The sequence below is a fragment of the Mesorhizobium sp. LNHC221B00 genome (genome assembly GCF_000502935.1).
Lineage (GTDB): Bacteria > Pseudomonadota > Alphaproteobacteria > Rhizobiales > Rhizobiaceae > Mesorhizobium > Mesorhizobium opportunistum.
This window is the reverse complement of the sequence record NZ_AYWR01000013.1, coordinates 86387-102715: the sequence shown is the minus strand read 5'-3', so window position 1 is coordinate 102715 and position 16329 is coordinate 86387. Positions and strand designations below refer to the sequence as shown.

Annotated in this window: 17 protein-coding genes, 1 pseudogene and 1 riboswitch; of the genes and pseudogenes, 4 read left to right on the top strand and 14 right to left on the bottom strand. The window is 63.5% G+C overall.

Features of this window, described 5'->3' with window-relative positions:
• Positions 1 to 119: 119 nt before the first annotated feature.
• From dxs to X741_RS148950, 5 genes are all read right to left on the bottom strand, one after another.
• Positions 120 to 2033 carry a 1-deoxy-D-xylulose-5-phosphate synthase gene (dxs, locus tag X741_RS148930; RefSeq protein WP_023778680.1) on the bottom strand — a complete coding sequence of 638 codons (1914 nt, stop codon included), beginning with the start codon at positions 2031 to 2033 and terminating at the stop codon, positions 120 to 122.
• A 102-nt stretch (positions 2034 to 2135) separates the two neighbouring features.
• A complete protein-coding gene (locus tag X741_RS148935) occupies positions 2136 to 3056 on the bottom strand; it encodes a pirin family protein (RefSeq protein ID WP_023778679.1) in 921 nt (306 codons plus the stop codon).
• Positions 3057 to 3096: 40 nt separating this feature from the next.
• A complete protein-coding gene (locus X741_RS148940) occupies positions 3097 to 3363 on the bottom strand; it encodes a DUF2277 domain-containing protein (RefSeq protein WP_023764504.1) in 267 nt (88 codons plus the stop codon).
• A gap of 169 nt (positions 3364 to 3532) precedes the next feature.
• Positions 3533 to 3784: an exodeoxyribonuclease VII small subunit gene (locus X741_RS148945; protein ID WP_013896673.1), complete on the bottom strand. Its 252-nt coding sequence runs from the start codon at positions 3782 to 3784 to the stop codon at positions 3533 to 3535.
• A gap of 3 nt (positions 3785 to 3787) precedes the next feature.
• Positions 3788 to 4714, bottom strand: a complete 927-nt coding sequence (locus X741_RS148950; protein ID WP_023778678.1) for a histone deacetylase family protein — start codon at positions 4712 to 4714, stop codon at positions 3788 to 3790.
• 121 nt (positions 4715 to 4835) lie between these two features.
• Positions 4836 to 5016: riboswitch (cobalamin riboswitch) on the top strand.
• A gap of 2 nt (positions 5017 to 5018) precedes the next feature.
• On the opposite strand from X741_RS148950, the pseudogene bluB reads away from it, so the two are divergent.
• A pseudogene (bluB, locus tag X741_RS1000000171070) lies at positions 5019 to 5693 on the top strand (5,6-dimethylbenzimidazole synthase); the annotation flags it as partial.
• 116 nt (positions 5694 to 5809) lie between these two features.
• On the opposite strand, the gene X741_RS148955 reads toward bluB, so the two are convergent.
• Both X741_RS148955 and X741_RS148960 read right to left on the bottom strand, forming a co-directional pair.
• Positions 5810 to 6793, bottom strand: a complete 984-nt coding sequence (locus tag X741_RS148955; RefSeq protein ID WP_023778676.1) for a hypothetical protein — start codon at positions 6791 to 6793, stop codon at positions 5810 to 5812.
• A 91-nt stretch (positions 6794 to 6884) separates the two neighbouring features.
• Positions 6885 to 7493 (bottom strand): TetR/AcrR family transcriptional regulator, encoded by a 609-nt coding sequence (locus tag X741_RS148960; RefSeq protein ID WP_023778675.1) that lies wholly within the window; start codon positions 7491 to 7493, stop codon positions 6885 to 6887.
• Positions 7494 to 7614: 121 nt separating this feature from the next.
• Between X741_RS148960 and X741_RS148965 the strand changes: the two genes are divergently transcribed.
• Entirely contained in the window at positions 7615 to 8838 is a 1224-nt protein-coding gene (locus X741_RS148965; protein WP_023778674.1) for an MFS transporter, read from the top strand.
• A 50-nt stretch (positions 8839 to 8888) separates the two neighbouring features.
• On the opposite strand, the gene ribB is transcribed toward X741_RS148965, so the two are convergent.
• Positions 8889 to 9989 carry a 3,4-dihydroxy-2-butanone-4-phosphate synthase gene (gene ribB, locus X741_RS148970; RefSeq protein WP_023764511.1) on the bottom strand — a complete coding sequence of 367 codons (1101 nt, stop codon included), beginning with the start codon at positions 9987 to 9989 and terminating at the stop codon, positions 8889 to 8891.
• 103 nt (positions 9990 to 10092) lie between these two features.
• Positions 10093 to 11193 carry a chorismate synthase gene (gene aroC, locus X741_RS148975; RefSeq protein WP_023778673.1) on the bottom strand — a complete coding sequence of 367 codons (1101 nt, stop codon included), beginning with the start codon at positions 11191 to 11193 and terminating at the stop codon, positions 10093 to 10095.
• Between the two features lie 183 nt (positions 11194 to 11376).
• Here aroC and X741_RS148980 point away from each other — a divergent pair, with 183 nt between their 5' ends.
• Complete coding sequence (locus X741_RS148980; RefSeq protein ID WP_013896681.1) at positions 11377 to 11637, top strand: DUF1344 domain-containing protein; 261 nt, start codon at positions 11377 to 11379, stop codon at positions 11635 to 11637.
• Positions 11638 to 11752: 115 nt separating this feature from the next.
• Here X741_RS148980 and X741_RS148985 read toward each other — a convergent pair whose 3' ends face one another.
• The 4 genes from X741_RS148985 to X741_RS149000 all read right to left on the bottom strand — a co-directional run bounded on the left by X741_RS148985 (position 11753) and on the right by X741_RS149000 (position 14821).
• On the bottom strand, positions 11753 to 12340 hold the full coding sequence (locus tag X741_RS148985; RefSeq protein WP_023778672.1) for a histidine phosphatase family protein: 588 nt from the start codon (positions 12338 to 12340) through the stop codon (positions 11753 to 11755).
• Between the two features lie 52 nt (positions 12341 to 12392).
• Positions 12393 to 13214, bottom strand: coding sequence for an enoyl-ACP reductase FabI (gene fabI, locus X741_RS148990; protein ID WP_023778671.1), 822 nt, complete (start codon positions 13212 to 13214; stop codon positions 12393 to 12395).
• A 106-nt stretch (positions 13215 to 13320) separates the two neighbouring features.
• Complete coding sequence (locus tag X741_RS148995; protein ID WP_023764514.1) at positions 13321 to 14247, bottom strand: J domain-containing protein; 927 nt, start codon at positions 14245 to 14247, stop codon at positions 13321 to 13323.
• Between the two features lie 112 nt (positions 14248 to 14359).
• Positions 14360 to 14821: an RT0821/Lpp0805 family surface protein gene (locus X741_RS149000; protein ID WP_023778670.1), complete on the bottom strand. Its 462-nt coding sequence runs from the start codon at positions 14819 to 14821 to the stop codon at positions 14360 to 14362.
• Between the two features lie 41 nt (positions 14822 to 14862).
• On the opposite strand from X741_RS149000, the gene pdxH reads away from it, so the two are divergent.
• Positions 14863 to 15480 (top strand): pyridoxamine 5'-phosphate oxidase, encoded by a 618-nt coding sequence (gene pdxH / locus X741_RS149005; RefSeq protein WP_023764516.1) that lies wholly within the window; start codon positions 14863 to 14865, stop codon positions 15478 to 15480.
• Positions 15481 to 15555: 75 nt separating this feature from the next.
• Here the strand turns inward: pdxH and X741_RS149010 are convergent, their stop codons facing one another.
• Positions 15556 to 16305 (bottom strand): crotonase/enoyl-CoA hydratase family protein, encoded by a 750-nt coding sequence (locus X741_RS149010; RefSeq protein WP_023778669.1) that lies wholly within the window; start codon positions 16303 to 16305, stop codon positions 15556 to 15558.
• Positions 16306 to 16329 lie beyond the last annotated feature (24 nt).

The window sequence follows — 16329 nt, the reverse complement described above, 5'->3', positions numbered from 1 at the left end:
TAGCAGGGCGCCGTTGAAAAACGGCTAGGAGACACGGTAAGCAAAACGCCAAACGACAGTGTTAACAATGGGTTATGAAATCAAGCCGGCAAACCGATTCAAGCGCTTGATATGTCGAGTCAGGCGCGCTGGGCGTGGGCCGTATGCCCCAGCGCGGTGAACACGGTGCGCACGATGCCGTCGGCATCGAGACCGGCATCGGCATACATCTTTTCCGGCTTGGCGTGGTCGGTGAAGGTGTCGGGCAACACCAGCGGGCGCACCTTGAGGCCGCTTTCCAGCAATCCTTCATGGGCGAGGAACTGCAGCACGTGGCTGGCGAAGCCGCCCACTGCCCCCTCCTCCACCGTCACCAGAACCTCGTGCGAGCGGGCGAGCCGCCGGATCAGATCCTGGTCGAGCGGCTTGGCGAAGCGAGCATCGGCGACCGTAGTGGAAAGCCCGGCCGCGCCGAGTTCCTCGGCGGCGACCAAACAATCCTGCAAACGCGTGCCGAAGGACAGCAGGGCGACCTTGGTGCCTTCCCTGATAATGCGGCCCTTGCCGATCTCAAGAACCGAGCCGCGTTCCGGCATGTCGACGCCGACGCCGTTGCCGCGCGGATAGCGGAAGGCGATCGGGCCGTCATCATAGCTCGCCGCGGTGCGGACCATGTGGCGCAGCTCCGCTTCGTCGGCCGCCGCCATCACGACGAAACCCGGCAGGCTTGCCAGGAAGGTGATGTCGAAAGCGCCGCAATGGGTGGCGCCGTCGGCGCCGACGAAGCCGGCGCGGTCGATGGGGAAACGCACCGGCAATTTCTGGATCGCGACGTCGTGGACGACCTGGTCGTAGGCGCGCTGCAGGAAGGTCGAATAGATCGCCGCGAACGGCTTGTAGCCTTCGGTGGCGAGGCCGGCCGCGAAGGTGACCGCATGCTGCTCGGCAATGCCGACATCGAAGGTCCTGGCCGGGAACGCCTCGCCGAACAGGTCGAGGCCGGTGCCGCTCGGCATGGCGGCGGTGACGGCGACGATGCGGTCGTCCTCGCGGGCCTCCTGGATCAGGCTTTCGGCGAACACCTTGGTGTAGGCCGGCGCGTTGGCCGGCGCCTTGGCCTGCGTGCCGGTGATGACGTCGAACTTATTGACGCCGTGATATTTGTCGGCGGCGGCTTCGGCCGGCGCATAGCCCTTGCCCTTCTGGGTGACGACATGGATCAGCACCGGGCCTTCGCCATTGTCGCGGACGTTTTTCAGGACCGGGATCAGATGCTCCAGATTGTGCCCGTCGATCGGGCCGATGTGATAGAAGCCGAGCTCCTCGAACAGCGTGCCGCCGGTGACGTAGCCGCGTGCATGCTCGACCGCCCTTGTAATCGCGCGGTCGGCGCGCTTGCCTAGGTAGGACGTCAGCTTCTTGCCGAAGTCGCGCAGGCCGGCATAGGCCTTGCCGGAGGCAAGCCGCGCCAGATAGGCGCTCATCGCGCCGGTCGGCGGGGCGATCGACATGTCGTTGTCGTTGAGGATGACGATGAGACGGGCATCGAGCGCGCCGGCATTGTTCATCGCCTCGTAGGCCATGCCGGCCGACATGGCGCCGTCGCCGATGACGGCGATGACATTGTTGCGGCCACCGGAGAGGTCGCGTGCGGCGGCCATGCCGAGGCCAGCCGATATCGATGTCGAGGAATGGGCAGCGCCAAAGGGATCGTATTCGCTCTCGGCGCGGCGGGTGAAGCCGGACAGACCGCCTTCCTGGCGCAGCGTGCGGATGCGGTCGCGGCGGCCGGTTAGGATCTTGTGCGGATAGGCCTGGTGGCCGACATCCCAGATCAGCCGGTCATCCGGCGTGTCGAAGACATAATGCAGCGCCACCGTCAGTTCGACCACGCCGAGGCCGGCACCCAGGTGACCGCCGGTGCGAGACACGGCATCGATCAGTTCGAGGCGAAGTTCGGACGCCAGTTGCGGCAGCTCGCTCTCGTCAAGCGCGCGCAGGTCCGCCGGAATACGGACCTTGTCGAGAAGCGGCGTATGCGGCGTTGCGTTCACGGGTGCTCGGGCTTTCTGTTCAACGGCGGGATAGGCCGCCGGCCGGCGAAAGTAAATGCGTGTCGGTGACGCGGATCGATCAGGTCCCCTCGCCGACCTTCTTCAGCTTTCGGGCAGCGGAATAAACTCTTCTTCATCTCCTGGAACGATATCGAAGCGGCCCGTCTTCCATTCCTGCTTGGCCTGTTCGATGCGCTCTTTGGACGAAGAGACGAAATTCCACCAGATATACCGCTTCGAACCGAGCGAGGCGCCGCCGAACAGCATGAAATGCGCACCGGTTTGAGACGATACGATGATCTCGTCGCCGGGACGGAACACCAAGAGACGTTCGGCCGGGAAGATATCGCCCGAAATCGAGACCTCGCCTTCCAGCGTATAGATGGCGCGTTCTTCCGCATCGGCCGGGATTTTCACGCTGGCGCCCGGCGCTAGCCTGAGATCGGCGTAGAGCGTCTCCGAGTCGGTGCGCACCGGGGAGCGCAGTCCCTGGAAATCGCCGATGACAATGCGGCCGTTGACGCCTTCGGCGTCGATATCGGGAAGCCGCAAGACAGCGGTGTTCTCGAACACCGGCGCCACCTCTTCCTTGTTGTCGGGCAGCGCCAGCCATGTCTGCAGGCCGGAGATCGACATCGGCGCGCCGCGCAGTTCTTCCGGCGTGCGCTCGGAGTGCACGATGCCGCGGCCGGCGGTCATAAGGTTCACGTCGCCGGGCTGGATCACCATTTCGGTGCCGAGGGAATCACGATGGCGGATCTTGCCGTCGAACAGATAGGTTACCGTCGACAGGCCGATATGCGGATGCGGGCGGACATCGAGCGCCTGGCCGGCGCGCAGGATGGCCGGGCCCATGCGATCGAAGAAGATGAACGGACCGACCAGCCGTCTCTTGGCGGTCGGCAAGGCGCGGCGGACTTCAAAGCCGCCAATGTCCTTGGCATTCGGGATGACCATCAGCTCGATCTGGTCGCTTGCGAAGGCGTCGCCGGCTTCGGGATCCTCCCCGGGGAAGAAGCTCATGAACTCTCCTTGTCAGCGGCCAAGGACCGCCCTGGCCACATCAGGCAAAGCGGATCGCCGCCTTTGCCCGCAGTTTGGCCGCAACCTCTTCGCGATTGCGCGGATGCTGGTTGGTTTCAAGCGAATCGAGAAGCTCGCGCGCCGATGCCGCGATGACTTCGACCGCATGGTCGAACGCGTGCTGGTTCTGCTTCGAGGGCCGCGTCGTTCCGCTCAGCTTGCGGACGAACTGAAGTGCCGCGTCGCGGACTTCGTCGTTGGTTGCCGGCGGATCAAAATTGAACAGGGTCTTGATGTTTCTGCACATCGCTTCCGTATCTCCTCTTGTCCTGGAGCCGTTTCAATCGGGACGAACTCTATCCTTAGTCATGATCGTGTCCAAAAACCGGTGAGACCGCGCGCCAAGAGCGGTTCTATCTCTTTGTTTTAACGCAATTCCGGACGGAAAACCGGCTCACACTTTTCCTGGAATTGCTTTAGTCCGCGTCGAGCGGCTCCGTCCCGACCGGCTTGCCGTCGCGCGACAGCCTGATCTTCTCGACCTTATCCTCGGCGGCCTTCAGCAGCCGGTCGCAATGCACCTTCAACGCCTCGCCGCGCTCATAGATCTTGATCGACTGGTCGAGCGGCACGTCGCCACGCTCCAGATCATCGACGATCTTCTCCAGCGCGTCGAGTGCCTGTTCGAAGCTCATCGCCTTGACGTCTTCGTTGGTCTCACCAGCCATCGTTCATCCTTTCATCAGTCGCCCGACATGGGCGGCGACCGAAAATGCCAATCCCTGCAGATCGTAGCCGCCCTCGAGCAGGCTGACGAGCCGGTTGCCGCTGTGGCGCGCGGCACGCTGCATCAGCTGGCCGGTCGCCCAGTCGAAATCGTCCTCGGTCAGGTTGATCTCGGCCAGCGGGTCGCGGTGGTGCGCATCGAAGCCCGCGGAAATGACGATCAAATCCGGCGCGAAATTGTCGAGCGCCGGCAGCACGCGCGACAGGAAGGCATCGCGAAACACCTCGCTGCCGGTCTGCGGCGCCAGCGGCGCGTTGACGATATTGCCGGCGCCGATCTCGTTTTTCGCGCCGGTGCCGGGGTAGAGCGGCATCTGATGCGTCGAGCAATAGAGCACCGAGGGATCATCCCAGAAAATGTCCTGCGTGCCGTTGCCGTGATGCACGTCCCAGTCGACGACCGCGACGCGCTCGACGCCATGCTTCTTCTGCGCATAACGCGCGGCGATGGCCGCCGTGTTGAAGAGGCAGAAGCCCATGGCCGTGGTTTTTTCGGCATGGTGGCCGGGAGGCCGCGCTGCGATGAACACATTGTCGGCGCGGCCCTCAAAGACATCGTCGACGGCGGCATTGGCGGCGCCGATCGCCGCGATCGCCGCTTGCCAGCTCTTCGGGCTGGCGGTGGTGTCGGCATCGATCCGGGCGATGCCTTGGTCAGGGATGGCGGCGCGCACGCGGGCGACGAAATCGGCGGGATGCGCGTAGAGGATGGTGGCCTCGTCACCTTCCGGCGCCGTGACACGATCGAGCGCGGCAAAGGCCTCGTCGTCGAGCACGCGCTCGATGGCGCGCAAGCGATCCGGCCGCTCGGGGTGGCCAGGCGGCGTGATGTGTTCGAGGAAGATCGGATGCGTGTAGAGACGAGTGGCCATGCTCCCTATCTAGTGCCCCGGCGCCGCGATGGCCATGCATCGCGGCTCGATCGCTGGGGAAAATCACGTCTGCGTCCATTGGCGTCGCTGCGGGGATTGGCGCCCCGGGCGGTTCGGCGTAAGGTCGCCGACACTGCCTGGTGCCCGCCGCAAGCGGGAGAATCGGGAACACGGTTGAATCCCGTGGCGTGCCCAACGCTGTGAGGGGGACCGCGCCGGTAAATGCCACTGTCGATGACGGGAAGGCACCGGACGCGGGTTGATCCCAAGCCAGAAGACCGGCCTGGCAGACATCGTCATCCGCATGGTCAGGCGGCTGGCATCGATAGCAATCGCAAGGGGACAAGCGATGCCGGAACACATGACCGCTCATGGTAGCGACGGATTTGACCAGATGGCGCGAGACGCGGTCTACCGCGCCATGTTCACGCGGCGTGACGTGCGCAGCCATTTCCTGCCCGACGCGCTCGACGATGAGGTGCTGGCGCGGCTGCTGCTTGCCGCCCATCACGCGCCATCGGTCGGCTTCATGCAGCCGTGGAACTTCATCGTCATTCGCGATGCCGCACGACGAGCGGAGGTGCGCGACCTGTTCCTCGCCGCGCGCGAGCAGGAATTGCCGGCGATCGAACAGGAAAGGCAGGCGCTCTACCGCAAGCTCAAGCTGGAAGGCATCTGCGAAAGCGCGCTCAACATCTGCATCACCTGTGACCGACAACGCTCGCAGGGCTCACCGCTGGGACGCTGGCACAATCCGGAAATGGACCTCTACAGCACGGTCTGCGCGGTGCAGAATTTCTGGCTGGCCGCGCGCGCCGAGGGCGTCGGCGTCGGCTGGGTCAGCATCATCGAGGCCGGGGCGCTGAAAAGCCTGTTGTCCATTCCCGATCACGTAACGCCGGTCGCCTATCTCTGCGTCGGTCGGGTCTCCGAATTTGCGCCCAAACCGGACCTTGAAACGCATGGCTGGGGCCGACGCCTGCCGCTGCCCGAATTGATCATGAGCGAGACTTTTTGCGGTCAGGGCGAGGTGCGGCTCAAATCGGCGGTGGCACGCCTCAACGCCGTCGATGCCGCGCCGGCAAGCCCGGCCAATCAGCGTGTCGCGCCCGCCGTGTCCCAGCGCGAGCCGCCGAAGGAGGCCAGCGCCTTGTCCTTGAGTTCCCTGAACTTCGACGAGGCCTCGGCGAGCCGGGCGTCCCAGGCGGGATCGGGCACCTGGCCGGCGATGGTCTTGAAATAGACCTGCATCAGGCAAGCGATGGCGAAGGGCTCGATGAAAGCCGCTTTGAACGCCCAGGCAAAGACGATGGCGAGCACGAAGGCCCAACCAGCCAGTTGCCCCGGCATGATGAAGAGAATTGCGGCGGCAGGAACCAGCATAGCCAAGAAGATGACGAAAGAGACGCCCCACATGATGACCGCCAGCCAGACGGCGTTCTTGACCATGGTCTTGCCGTTCTGGGCATAGAGCACAACGCCTTGCCGCGCCGTCTCGAATGGCGAGGACGAATTGATGCGGATGTTGTAGCCAAGGATGATCTCATCGACATAGGTCAGCGACAGGCGGATCACCGTGTTGATGAAGGAGACAAGACCGCTCAGGCCCGGAATCGGCAGGAAGGCGGCGATGCTACCGAGCAGGCCGGTGACAGTGCGAATGGCGCCCTTGACCAACTGGTCGACGACGAAAAGGATATTGGCCTCGGCGAACCGCTCGGTCACGACTTGCCTGGCATAGGCGATCTGGTTCTGGCCGCCGGGGACGTCCTGGCCGTCGATCAGATGGACCATGACGGCGATATGGCCGGCCTTGACGACGTAGAGGATGTATTCTCGGATCCAGTAGACGGCGATCGAGACGACGCCGAAGCCAACCACGCCGCCCCATAGGGCAAAGGACATCGGCCCGTCGGGATCTGTGGAGATATGGCCGACGCCATAGCCGACCGAGGCACCGGTGCCGGTCGCCATGATGTAGGCCAGCGTGATGCCGAAATAGACGATCATGCGAAAGACAATGAAGGGCCAGGTCCGCATCATGATGGACACCGACCTGCCGATATCGAAATCCCACATGCCCCGAATCCCCCTCAGAGATGGAGGGAGAGGATGCGCTCGGCCCGAAGATTGTCAATCGTGGGTGGGTCGCCGGACCGCGGACGGGATTTCAGTGCGGCTGCGAACCCGGTTTCCTGAGCAGGCCTTCGAGCAGTTGCTTGAACGCCGCCACCACCTTCCTCGATGTCGCTTCGGGATCGTTCGAATTGGCGATCCGCTGCGCCGCCTGGCTGCTGGCGCCGTTGATCAGCCGTGCGGCGGTCTCGGGGTCGACGCTCGGGACGACCACCCCCTCCCCCTGCAGCGCGGTCAGATGATCGGTCATTGAACCGACGCAGGCATTGGCATTCGACCACTGTGCCGGATTGCCCAGCACGGCCGGACCGTCGCGGAACATGATACGCTGGATCTCCGGCTCCAGCGCCATTTCGATATAGGTCGTGCACTCGTCGACGAAGTGTTGCCAGCGGTTCGGCGCTCTCGATGCGACCTCATTCACCCGAGCCGCCATCTCGGCGTCGATTTCGGCGATAACCGCCTCCAGCAGTCCCTTCTTGTCGCCGAAGTGGTGATAGAGGGCGCCGCGCGTCAGCCCGGCCGACGCGGTGAAATCATCCATGGAGGCCTCGGCGTAACCAATGGTGCCGAAAGCCTGGCGGGCCGCGGCGATCAGCTTGGCGCGCGTCTGCGCGATCATCTCCTTGCGTGGTTTGTGCATTCCGTCTGGCTCTATTCACATACGTCTCGTATGCCAATTGACATACGCGGCGTATGGTCTACCTAACACTCATACGCTTCGTATGTAATTGTCGAATTGTCCTTTGTCGAGGAACAGGATCATGCAGAACCCCTATTCGGAAATCTTTCGCGCCCCTGGCGCCAAGGGCTTTGCAACTGCCGGCTTCATGGCGCGCCTGCCGATTGCCATGGCTCCGATCGGCATCGTGGCGATGCTGTCGCAGACACGCGGCGAGTACTGGCTGGCGGGCGCCGTCTCGGCGACATTCGCGCTGGCCAACGCTTTCCTGGCGCCGCAAATATCAAGGCTGGTGGACCGTCGTGGCCAGACCCCAATTGTCGTGCCCACCACGATCATCTCCGTGCTTGCTTTTCTCATGCTGATTGCATCGGCCAATCAAGACTGGCCGATATGGACGCTGTTCGTGTCGGCGCTGCTGGCGGCCGCCATGCCCAGCATGCCGGCAATGGTGCGGGCGCGCTGGACCGAGATTTTCCGGGGCCGGCCTCAGATGAACACCGCGTTCGCCTTCGAATCGGCGGCGGACGAATTGGTCTATATCGCCGGAGCATCCCTGTCGGTGGGCCTCAGTGCCGGCCTGTTCCCGGAGGCGGGCATGCTGGCGAGCACCTTGTTCCTCGCCGTCGGATCGATGGCCTTCGTCCTGCAGCGATCGACCGAGCCGAAAGTGCGACCGGTGGCTCATGGCTCCAGCGGTTCGGCGATCCGCCTGCGGCCGGTGCAGATCATCACCTTCGCCCTGATCTCCATCGGCGCGACGTTCGCCACGACGGAAGTGAGCACCGTGGCGATCACCAAGGAACTCGGCCAGCCGGGTGCCGCGAGCCTGGTCATCGGCGTCTATGCGCTGGGATCGTTCGCGCTGGGCATCGTCGTCGGCGCGCTCAACCTCAAGGCGCCGCTGCAACGCCAACTTGCCATCGCCGTCGCCCTGGTCGCGCTCGGCACGCTGCTGCCGCTCACCGCCGACAGCGTGCCGCTGCTGGCGCTGACCGTCTTCATCAGCGGCGTCGCGATCTCGCCGACCTTCATCACGGCGTTCGGCCTGATCGAACGGCATGTGCCGGAAGCGATGCTGACCGAGGGGATCACCTGGGTGATGACAGGCATCGGCATCGGCATGGCGCTGGGGTCGTTCGCCGCCGGCGCGGTGGTGGATGCGTTCGGCGCCCAGAACGGGTTCTGGGTTTCGGTGGCATCAGGCACCATTGCACTGGTCACGGTGCTATTTGGGCAAAGCAGCCTAGCCATCCACAATTGCGAACTGGATGGATGCGAAGCGGCGGTCGTTCCTGCTGAATAATCCACGAAGCGCCCGGTTTGAACGGACCGGGCGCTATCATCACTGGCAGTTCAGATGATCTCGGTCTTGGCGATATGGATGCCAAAACCTTCGAGGCCGACATAGTGGCGCTCGCGCGAGGCGATCAAATTGATCGACGAAATGCCGAGATCCTTGAGGATTTGCGCGCCAAGGCCAATTTCGCGCCATTCATTCTCGCGGCGGCGGGCCTCCTCATGGTCCTCGCGCTCGCCGCTCGCCGGCCGCTTGCGCTCCTGGTGCGCGACGCCGACAGAGCCCTCACGCAGATAGACGATGACGCCGCGCTTGCGCTCGCCCATCGTCTTCATGATGGCGTCCAGCCGGTGGCTGGTGCCGAAGACGTCGGTCACCACATCCTCGGAATGCAGCCGCACCGGCACCTCTTCCCCATCGCGAATGTCGCCGAAGACCACGGCGACATGATGCATGGAATCCCAGGGCAGTGTGTAGGTGAAGACCTGCGCCTTGCCGCCGAGTGTGTCGATCTCCGAGCAGGCCACGCGTTCGACCAGCGTTTCCTTGCGTTGCCGATAGGCGATGAGATCGGCGACCGACACCTGCTTGAGACCATGCTCCTCGGCAAAGGCCGCGACCTGCGGGCCGCGCTTGACGGTGCCGTCGTCATTGACCAGTTCCGAGATCACACCGATCGGCGGCAGGCCGGCGAGCTTGCACAGGTCGACTGCCGCTTCGGTATGGCCGGAGCGCATTAGCACGCCGCCTTCGCGCGCGATGAGCGGAAAGATGTGGCCGGGGCGGACGAAATCGGAAGCGCCGACATTGCCGTTAGCAAGGTTGCGCACGGTCAGCGTGCGGTCGTCGGCCGAAATGCCTGTCGTGGTGCCGTGCTTGAAATCGACGCTGACGGTGAAGGCGGTGGTATGGGCCGAATCATTGTCGGCGACCATCGGCTGCAGGTTGAGCCGCTTGGCTTCCTCGCGCGGCATCGGCGTGCAGACGATGCCGGAGGTGTTGCGCACGATGAAGGCCATCTTCTCCGGCGTGCAATGAACGGCGGCGACGATCAGGTCGCCCTCGTTCTCGCGCCCGTCATCGTCCATGACGACGACGATCTCGCCGCGTTCGAAGGCACGCAGGGCTTCGACGATCTTCTTCTGGTCGTAAGGCATGGAATGCTCGCTTCGCTCGCGGGGAATAGGGAGTAGGCAATAGGGCAGTAGGGGAAAGAAAAAAAGGCCTACTGCCTATTCCCTACTGCCTACTGCCTACTGCCTACTCCCTTCCCGTCTGTCCCCGATGGCGCAGATAATGATCGGCGATGGCGCAGGCAACCATCGCCTCGCCGATCGGCACGGCGCGGATGCCGACGCAGGGGTCGTGGCGGCCCTTGGTCATCACCTCGACATCGTTGCCGTCCTTGTCGATCGACTTTCGCGGCGTCAGGATCGACGAAGTCGGCTTGACGGCGAAGCGGGCAATGATCGCCTGGCCCGTCGAGATGCCGCCAAGGATACCGCCGGCATTGTTGGACAGGAACACCGGCTTGCCGTCATTGCCCATGCGCATCTCGTCGGCATTCTTTTCGCCGGTGATGCGGGCGGCCTCGAAGCCGTTGCCGATCTCGACGCCCTTGACGGCGTTGATCGACATCAGACCCGACGCAATGTCCTGGTCGAGCTTGGCATAGATCGGCGCGCCGAGCCCTGGCGGAACGCCGTCGGCGACGATCTCGATCACCGCGCCGACCGAGGAACCGGCCTTGCGGATACCCTCGAGATACTGGGTAAAGACGGGAACGGAAGCGGGATCGGGCGTGAAGAACGGATTTTCCGCATCGCCAATGAAGTTCCAGTTCCAGTTGGCGCGATCGATGGACTTTTCACCCATCGACACCAGCGCACCGCGCACCACCATCCCTGGCACCACCTTGCGGGCGAGCGCGCCGGCCGCCACGCGCGCGGCCGTCTCGCGGGCCGAGGACCGACCGCCGCCACGATAGTCGCGTATGCCGTATTTGACGTCATAGGTGTAGTCGGCATGGCCAGGCCGGTACTGGCGGGCGATTTCGCCATAGTCCTTCGAACGCTGATCGACATTTTCGATCAGCATCGAGACCGGCGTGCCGGTGGTGATCATGGTCTCGCCGTCCTCGTCGAGGACGAAACCCGACAGCACCTTCACCTCGTCGGGTTCGCGGCGCTGGGTGACGAAGCGCGACTGGCCCGGCCGGCGCTTGTCGAGTTCGGCCTGGATCTCCAGCCGGGTGAAGCGGATGCCGGGCGGGCAGCCGTCCACCACACAGCCGAGTGCGGCGCCATGGCTTTCACCCCAGGTGGTGACACGGAAAAGATGGCCGAACGTGTTGTGAGACATGGAAAAGTGCCCTGATCGGCAGCCGAGCCGGTTGAAGCCTGCCTTCTATTGGCGTTTTCCACAGGGGTCAAACTGTGATCCGATGGATTTAGTTTTGACACATTCGGTTGGTTTCTGCTCTGCTCCATTCGCCGTTGAGGATCCGCCGCCACCGTGCCGGCGCAATGACCAAAGAGGACGATGATGCGTACCCTGATTGGCGCTGTTGCCGCCACGCTGCTGCTTTCCACCGCTGCTTTCGCCGGCCAGACCGAAGGCCTGATCAAGAAGATCGACAAGGACGCGCTGACGCTGACGCTGGACGACGGGAAATCCTACAAGCTGAATGCCGAGACCGATCTCGACGCGCTGAAGCCGGGCATGGACATCGTGATCGCCTATGATGTGACCAATGGCGAAAACGTCGTCACCGATATGCAGTTGCCGGACAGCGACACGAACTAAAGCGCGTTGCGTTTGAACGGATTCAGGCGACGCGCTTTGGTTCTTTGCTTTTAAGCATTTCGTTCTCCCAAAACCGGGGCCACTTTTGAGCGACATGCAGTAGAGATCAAGTGATCTATAGCCACTCCATGCTCTTGCCTTCGAGCTTGAGCACGCGATCCTGCGGTATCTCCAGGTTCGCTGCCTCGTCCTCGGCCATATCGAGCACAAGGCGAAACAAGGTGCGCATGACGCCGCCATGCGTCACGCAGACGGTTTGCCGGTTCAGCGCATCGAACCAGGGTTTGACCCGCTCGAGCAGCATTCGGTAGCTCTCGGCGCCTTCCCCCGGCGGCTGAAAGTTCCATTTGTCCAAAGCGCGCGTCCTGCTTGCGCCGGGATATCGGGTCTCGAGTTCGGCGAAGGTGGATCCCTGCCAATCGCCGAAATTGACTTCGACGAGGCGGGGATCGATCCGATAGGCGTCCGGATCGAGCTGCATCGCGGCGCGGATGCGCTCCATCGTTTCGCGCGTCCGCTTCATCGGACTGGCGACGAAATCGAAATTCTCCGGATCATGGACAAGTTCGGCCAGCCGACGGCCGTTTCCGGTCGCCTGTTCGCGGCCAAGGGCATTGAGATCGGTGTCGGCCTGCCCTTGCAGCCGGAACTCGGCGTTCCACGCGGTCTGGCCGTGGCGCACGATATAAGCCAGCGGGTACATCAGGTCTTCCGGAGGTCGGGCCTGGGCCTGGGCGGAGGATGGTCGGAGGGAATTAGTCCTTGACCGTCGAAATATCAGGCGCGTCGACCGCCTTCATGCCGACAACGTGATAGCCGGAATCGACGTGGTGCACTTCGCCGGTGACGCCACGGGACAGGTCGGACAGGAAATAGACGCCGGAATCGCCGACCTCTTCCTGCGTGACTGTCTGCTTCAGCGGCGAATTGTATTCGTTCCACTTCAGGATGTAGCGGAAGTCGCCGATGCCGGAAGCGGCCAGCGTCTTGATCGGGCCGGCGGAGATGGCGTTGACGCGGATCTTCTTGGAGCCGAGATCGACGGCCAGGTAGCGCACGCTGGCTTCGAGTGCTGCCTTGGCTACGCCCATGACGTTGTAGTGCGGCATCACCTTCTCGGCGCCGTAATAGGTCAGCGTCAAAAGCGATCCGCCATCGGTCATCAGCGCCTCGGCGCGCTTGGCGATGGTGGTGAAGGAATAGACCGAAATGTCCATGGTGCGCAGGAAGTTGTCGCGCGTCGTCTCGACATAGCGGCCGGTCAGCTCGTCCTTGTCGGAAAAAGCGATGGCATGGACGAGGAAATCGAGCTTGCCCCCCCAATGCTTGGCGACATTGGCGAAAACCTCGTCGAGGCTCGCTGGATCGGTGACGTCGCAATGGCCGGCGACAAAGGCGCCCAGTTCCGCCGCCAGCGGCTCGACACGCTTCTTGAAGGCCTCGCCCTGATAGGTCAGCGCGATTTCCGCGCCATGGTCGACGCACGCCTTGGCGATGCCGTAGGCGATCGACCTGTTGTTCGCGACGCCGAGAATAAGGCCGCGTTTGCCGGCCATCAGGCCCTGTCCACCCGCCATGTGCGTGCTCTCCGCAAGATCTTCTGCTTTGTGGAGTGCCTATCGCACAGGCACAAAGCCCCTTCAAGCGTTCAAACCGGACAGTTCGGGGGACAAAAGCCGTCGATCAGCCTTTTTGGCCGCGCAGCAGCGCTTCGAGCGCGCTGTCGCCGCTCTCCGGCAGCATGATACGCACATGGACATAGAGATCGCCATGGCCGCCGGCCTTTTCCGGCAGGCCCCTGCCCTTGAGGCGCAGAACCTTGTCCGAGCTCGACCAGGCAGGAACGTTGACCGCGAGCCTGCCGGTCGGCGTCTCGACCGGCACCTTGGCGCCCAGTGCCGCGTCCGCCAGCGACACCGGCAGGTCGGCGTGCAGGTCGCGGCCCTCGATACGGTAACGCGGATGCCGGCGGATGTGGATCTTGACCAGCGCGTCACCGGGCTGACCCGGTCCCTGCTCGCCCTGCCCCTTCAGCCGGATGGTCTGGCCGTCCTCGACATAGGCCGGCAGCTTGACCGCCACCTTGCGGCCATCCGGGAACATCGCCGTCACTTTTTCGGCATTCGCGGCTTCCTCGATGGTGATGTCGAGCGTCACGTTCAGATCGGCAGCGGTCGCGGGCTGGCGGCGGTCGCCCATGCCGGGACCGCGCGCGCCCGAAAAGGCGTCGCCGAAAATCTGGCTGAAAATATCGCTGTTGCCGTCGAACGGATCGCCGCCCGGACGACCCGAGCGGAATTCGAATCGCGAACCACCCGCCCCTTGCTGCCGACGAAATCCGCCGAAGGGATCGCCACCGGCGGCGCCCTCGAAACCCTGGAAACGTGGCTTGCCGTCGGCGTCGATCTCGCCGCGATCGAAGGCGGCACGATTTTTCTCGTCGCCGACGATCTCATAGGCCTGGTTGGCCGCGGCAAAACGATCCTTCGCCTTGGGATCATTCGGATTCTGGTCCGGATGATGTTTCTTGGCGAGCTTCCGGTATGCCGATTTTATGTCCTTGGCCGATGCGTTCTTTGCAACGCCCAGCACCTCATACGGGTCGCGCATGCGTCCTGCCCTGGAAATGAGTTGAGTCCATACTTGCCTCCTATATGCGCTCGCATAGGAAGAAATTCCAGTGCCGGACCGTCATATCAAGGGCGGAAATCGAGCGCGGAAGTTAGAGTGGCTTGAAGCCCTGCATGCGCCAGCCACCGGCGCTGGCGAGGCACAGCTCACCCTCGAACATTGCAACGCCATCAAAGCTTTCGCGCGACGCCTTGAAGCGGCGGCAGGTCTGGCCGCTGTCCTTCAATTCGGCGAGCTCGGTGATGGAGCCGCGCGATCCGGTGCCGGCATTCGCCCATGGCACGGCCTGCCCGCCGAGCTGCTCGATGTCGGCGGAGGACACGGCATTGCCGATCGTCGTCTGGTCGGAGTTTCGATCAGCATCGAGCGGCGCCGCGGAAGCAGACGTGCTGCTGGTCAGGATCGAGCGGTCGACCTCGGCCTTTTCCAGGCTGAAGCCACCCGCTCCACAGGCAGCCAGTGGCAGGCTGACGACCACGATCGCGGCTTTCGCGCTGGCCGAAGCGATAACGCTCCATTGCCTGCTGTCAAAAGCTTGCGCGATACGCGACAATCGGCAACCTCCCCCTGATCCGTGGCAATTTGAGAAAAACTATGAGTGACACTGAGTTAACAAGCGGTGACTTTACCGAGGCCGGCGAGCCGTTTCGCCTCTTTGCCGCATGGCTGGATGACGCCACGAAGAGCGAAATCAACGATGCCAACGGCGTGGCGCTGGCGACCGTCGATGCCGAAGGCATGCCGGATGTGCGGATGGTGCTGCTGAAGGGGTTCGATGAGGGCGGCTTTGTGTTCTACACGAATTTCGAGAGCGCCAAGGGCCAGGAGATTCTGGGCAGCATGAAGGCGGCGATGTGCTTTCACTGGAAATCGCTGCGCCGCCAGGTACGCATTCGCGGTCCGGTCGAGATCGTGAGCGATGCCGAAGCCGACGCCTATTATGCGACGCGGCCGCGCGGCAGCCGCATCGGCGCCTGGGCCTCGAAACAGTCGCGGCCGCTCGAAAGCCGGTTCGCGCTGGAGAAAGCTGTCGCCGAATACACGGCCCGTTACGCAATCGGCGAGATTCCGCGACCCAAACACTGGTCGGGGTTCCGCATCGTGCCGAATACGATCGAGTTCTGGCACGACCGGCCGTTCCGGCTGCATGATCGTGTGGTCTTTTCCCGCAACGCCATGGGCGGTTGGGACAAGACCCGGCTTTATCCCTGAACGCGGTAAGTCGGCGCTTCACCCCAGCCGGCCCCGCGGGCCTACCTCCCCATCGAGGGGAGGTAGAAGGTCGAGCTATTTCTTCCTGGTCATGAACGCCGTCAGCGCGGCCCGCGCCTCGTCCGACTTCAGCCGCTCGCGAAAGTGCTCGCTTTCCTCGCCGATGCGGGCGACGAGGTCTTCGCGCGAGCCGCGCATCAGGTCGCGCGCGATCTTCAGCGCCTGCGGCGGCTTGGCGGCGATCTGGCCGGCCGCCGCCAGCACCGAGGCCTCCAGTGCTCCTTCCTCGACCACGTCGTAGATCAGGCCGGTGGCTTTGGCGCGCTCGGCCGAAAAGCCCTCGCCAAGGCCAAGCAACGCGAAAGCGGCCTGCTGCCCCAGCACGCGCGGCGCCAAGAGGCTCGATCCCGCCTCCGGCACCAGGCCGAGGTCGACGAAGGGCGTCCGGAACACGGTGCGAGGCGTGGCGAAGGTCAGGTCGCAATGTAGGTTGAGCGTGGTGCCGATGCCGACGGCGATGCCGTCGACGCCGGAGACCATGGGTTTTTCGACCCTGGCCAGCGCCATCAGGAAATCCCAGACTTCAGTGCCGCCGTCGCCGCCGGTGGCCACCACCATGAAATCGGCAAGGTCGTTGCCGGAGGAGAAGGCGCCGGGCACCCCGAGGAACACATGGACGCGGATGGCCGGATCGGCATCGCCTTCGGCCAATGTTTGCGACATCTTGGCATACATGGCGCGCGTCAGTGCGTTCTTCTTGTCCGGGCGGTTCATGCGGATGATCTGGATGGCGCCCTGGCGCTCGACGAGGATGTGGTCTGTCACGGTTCTTCCTTGTTAGGCCCTGTG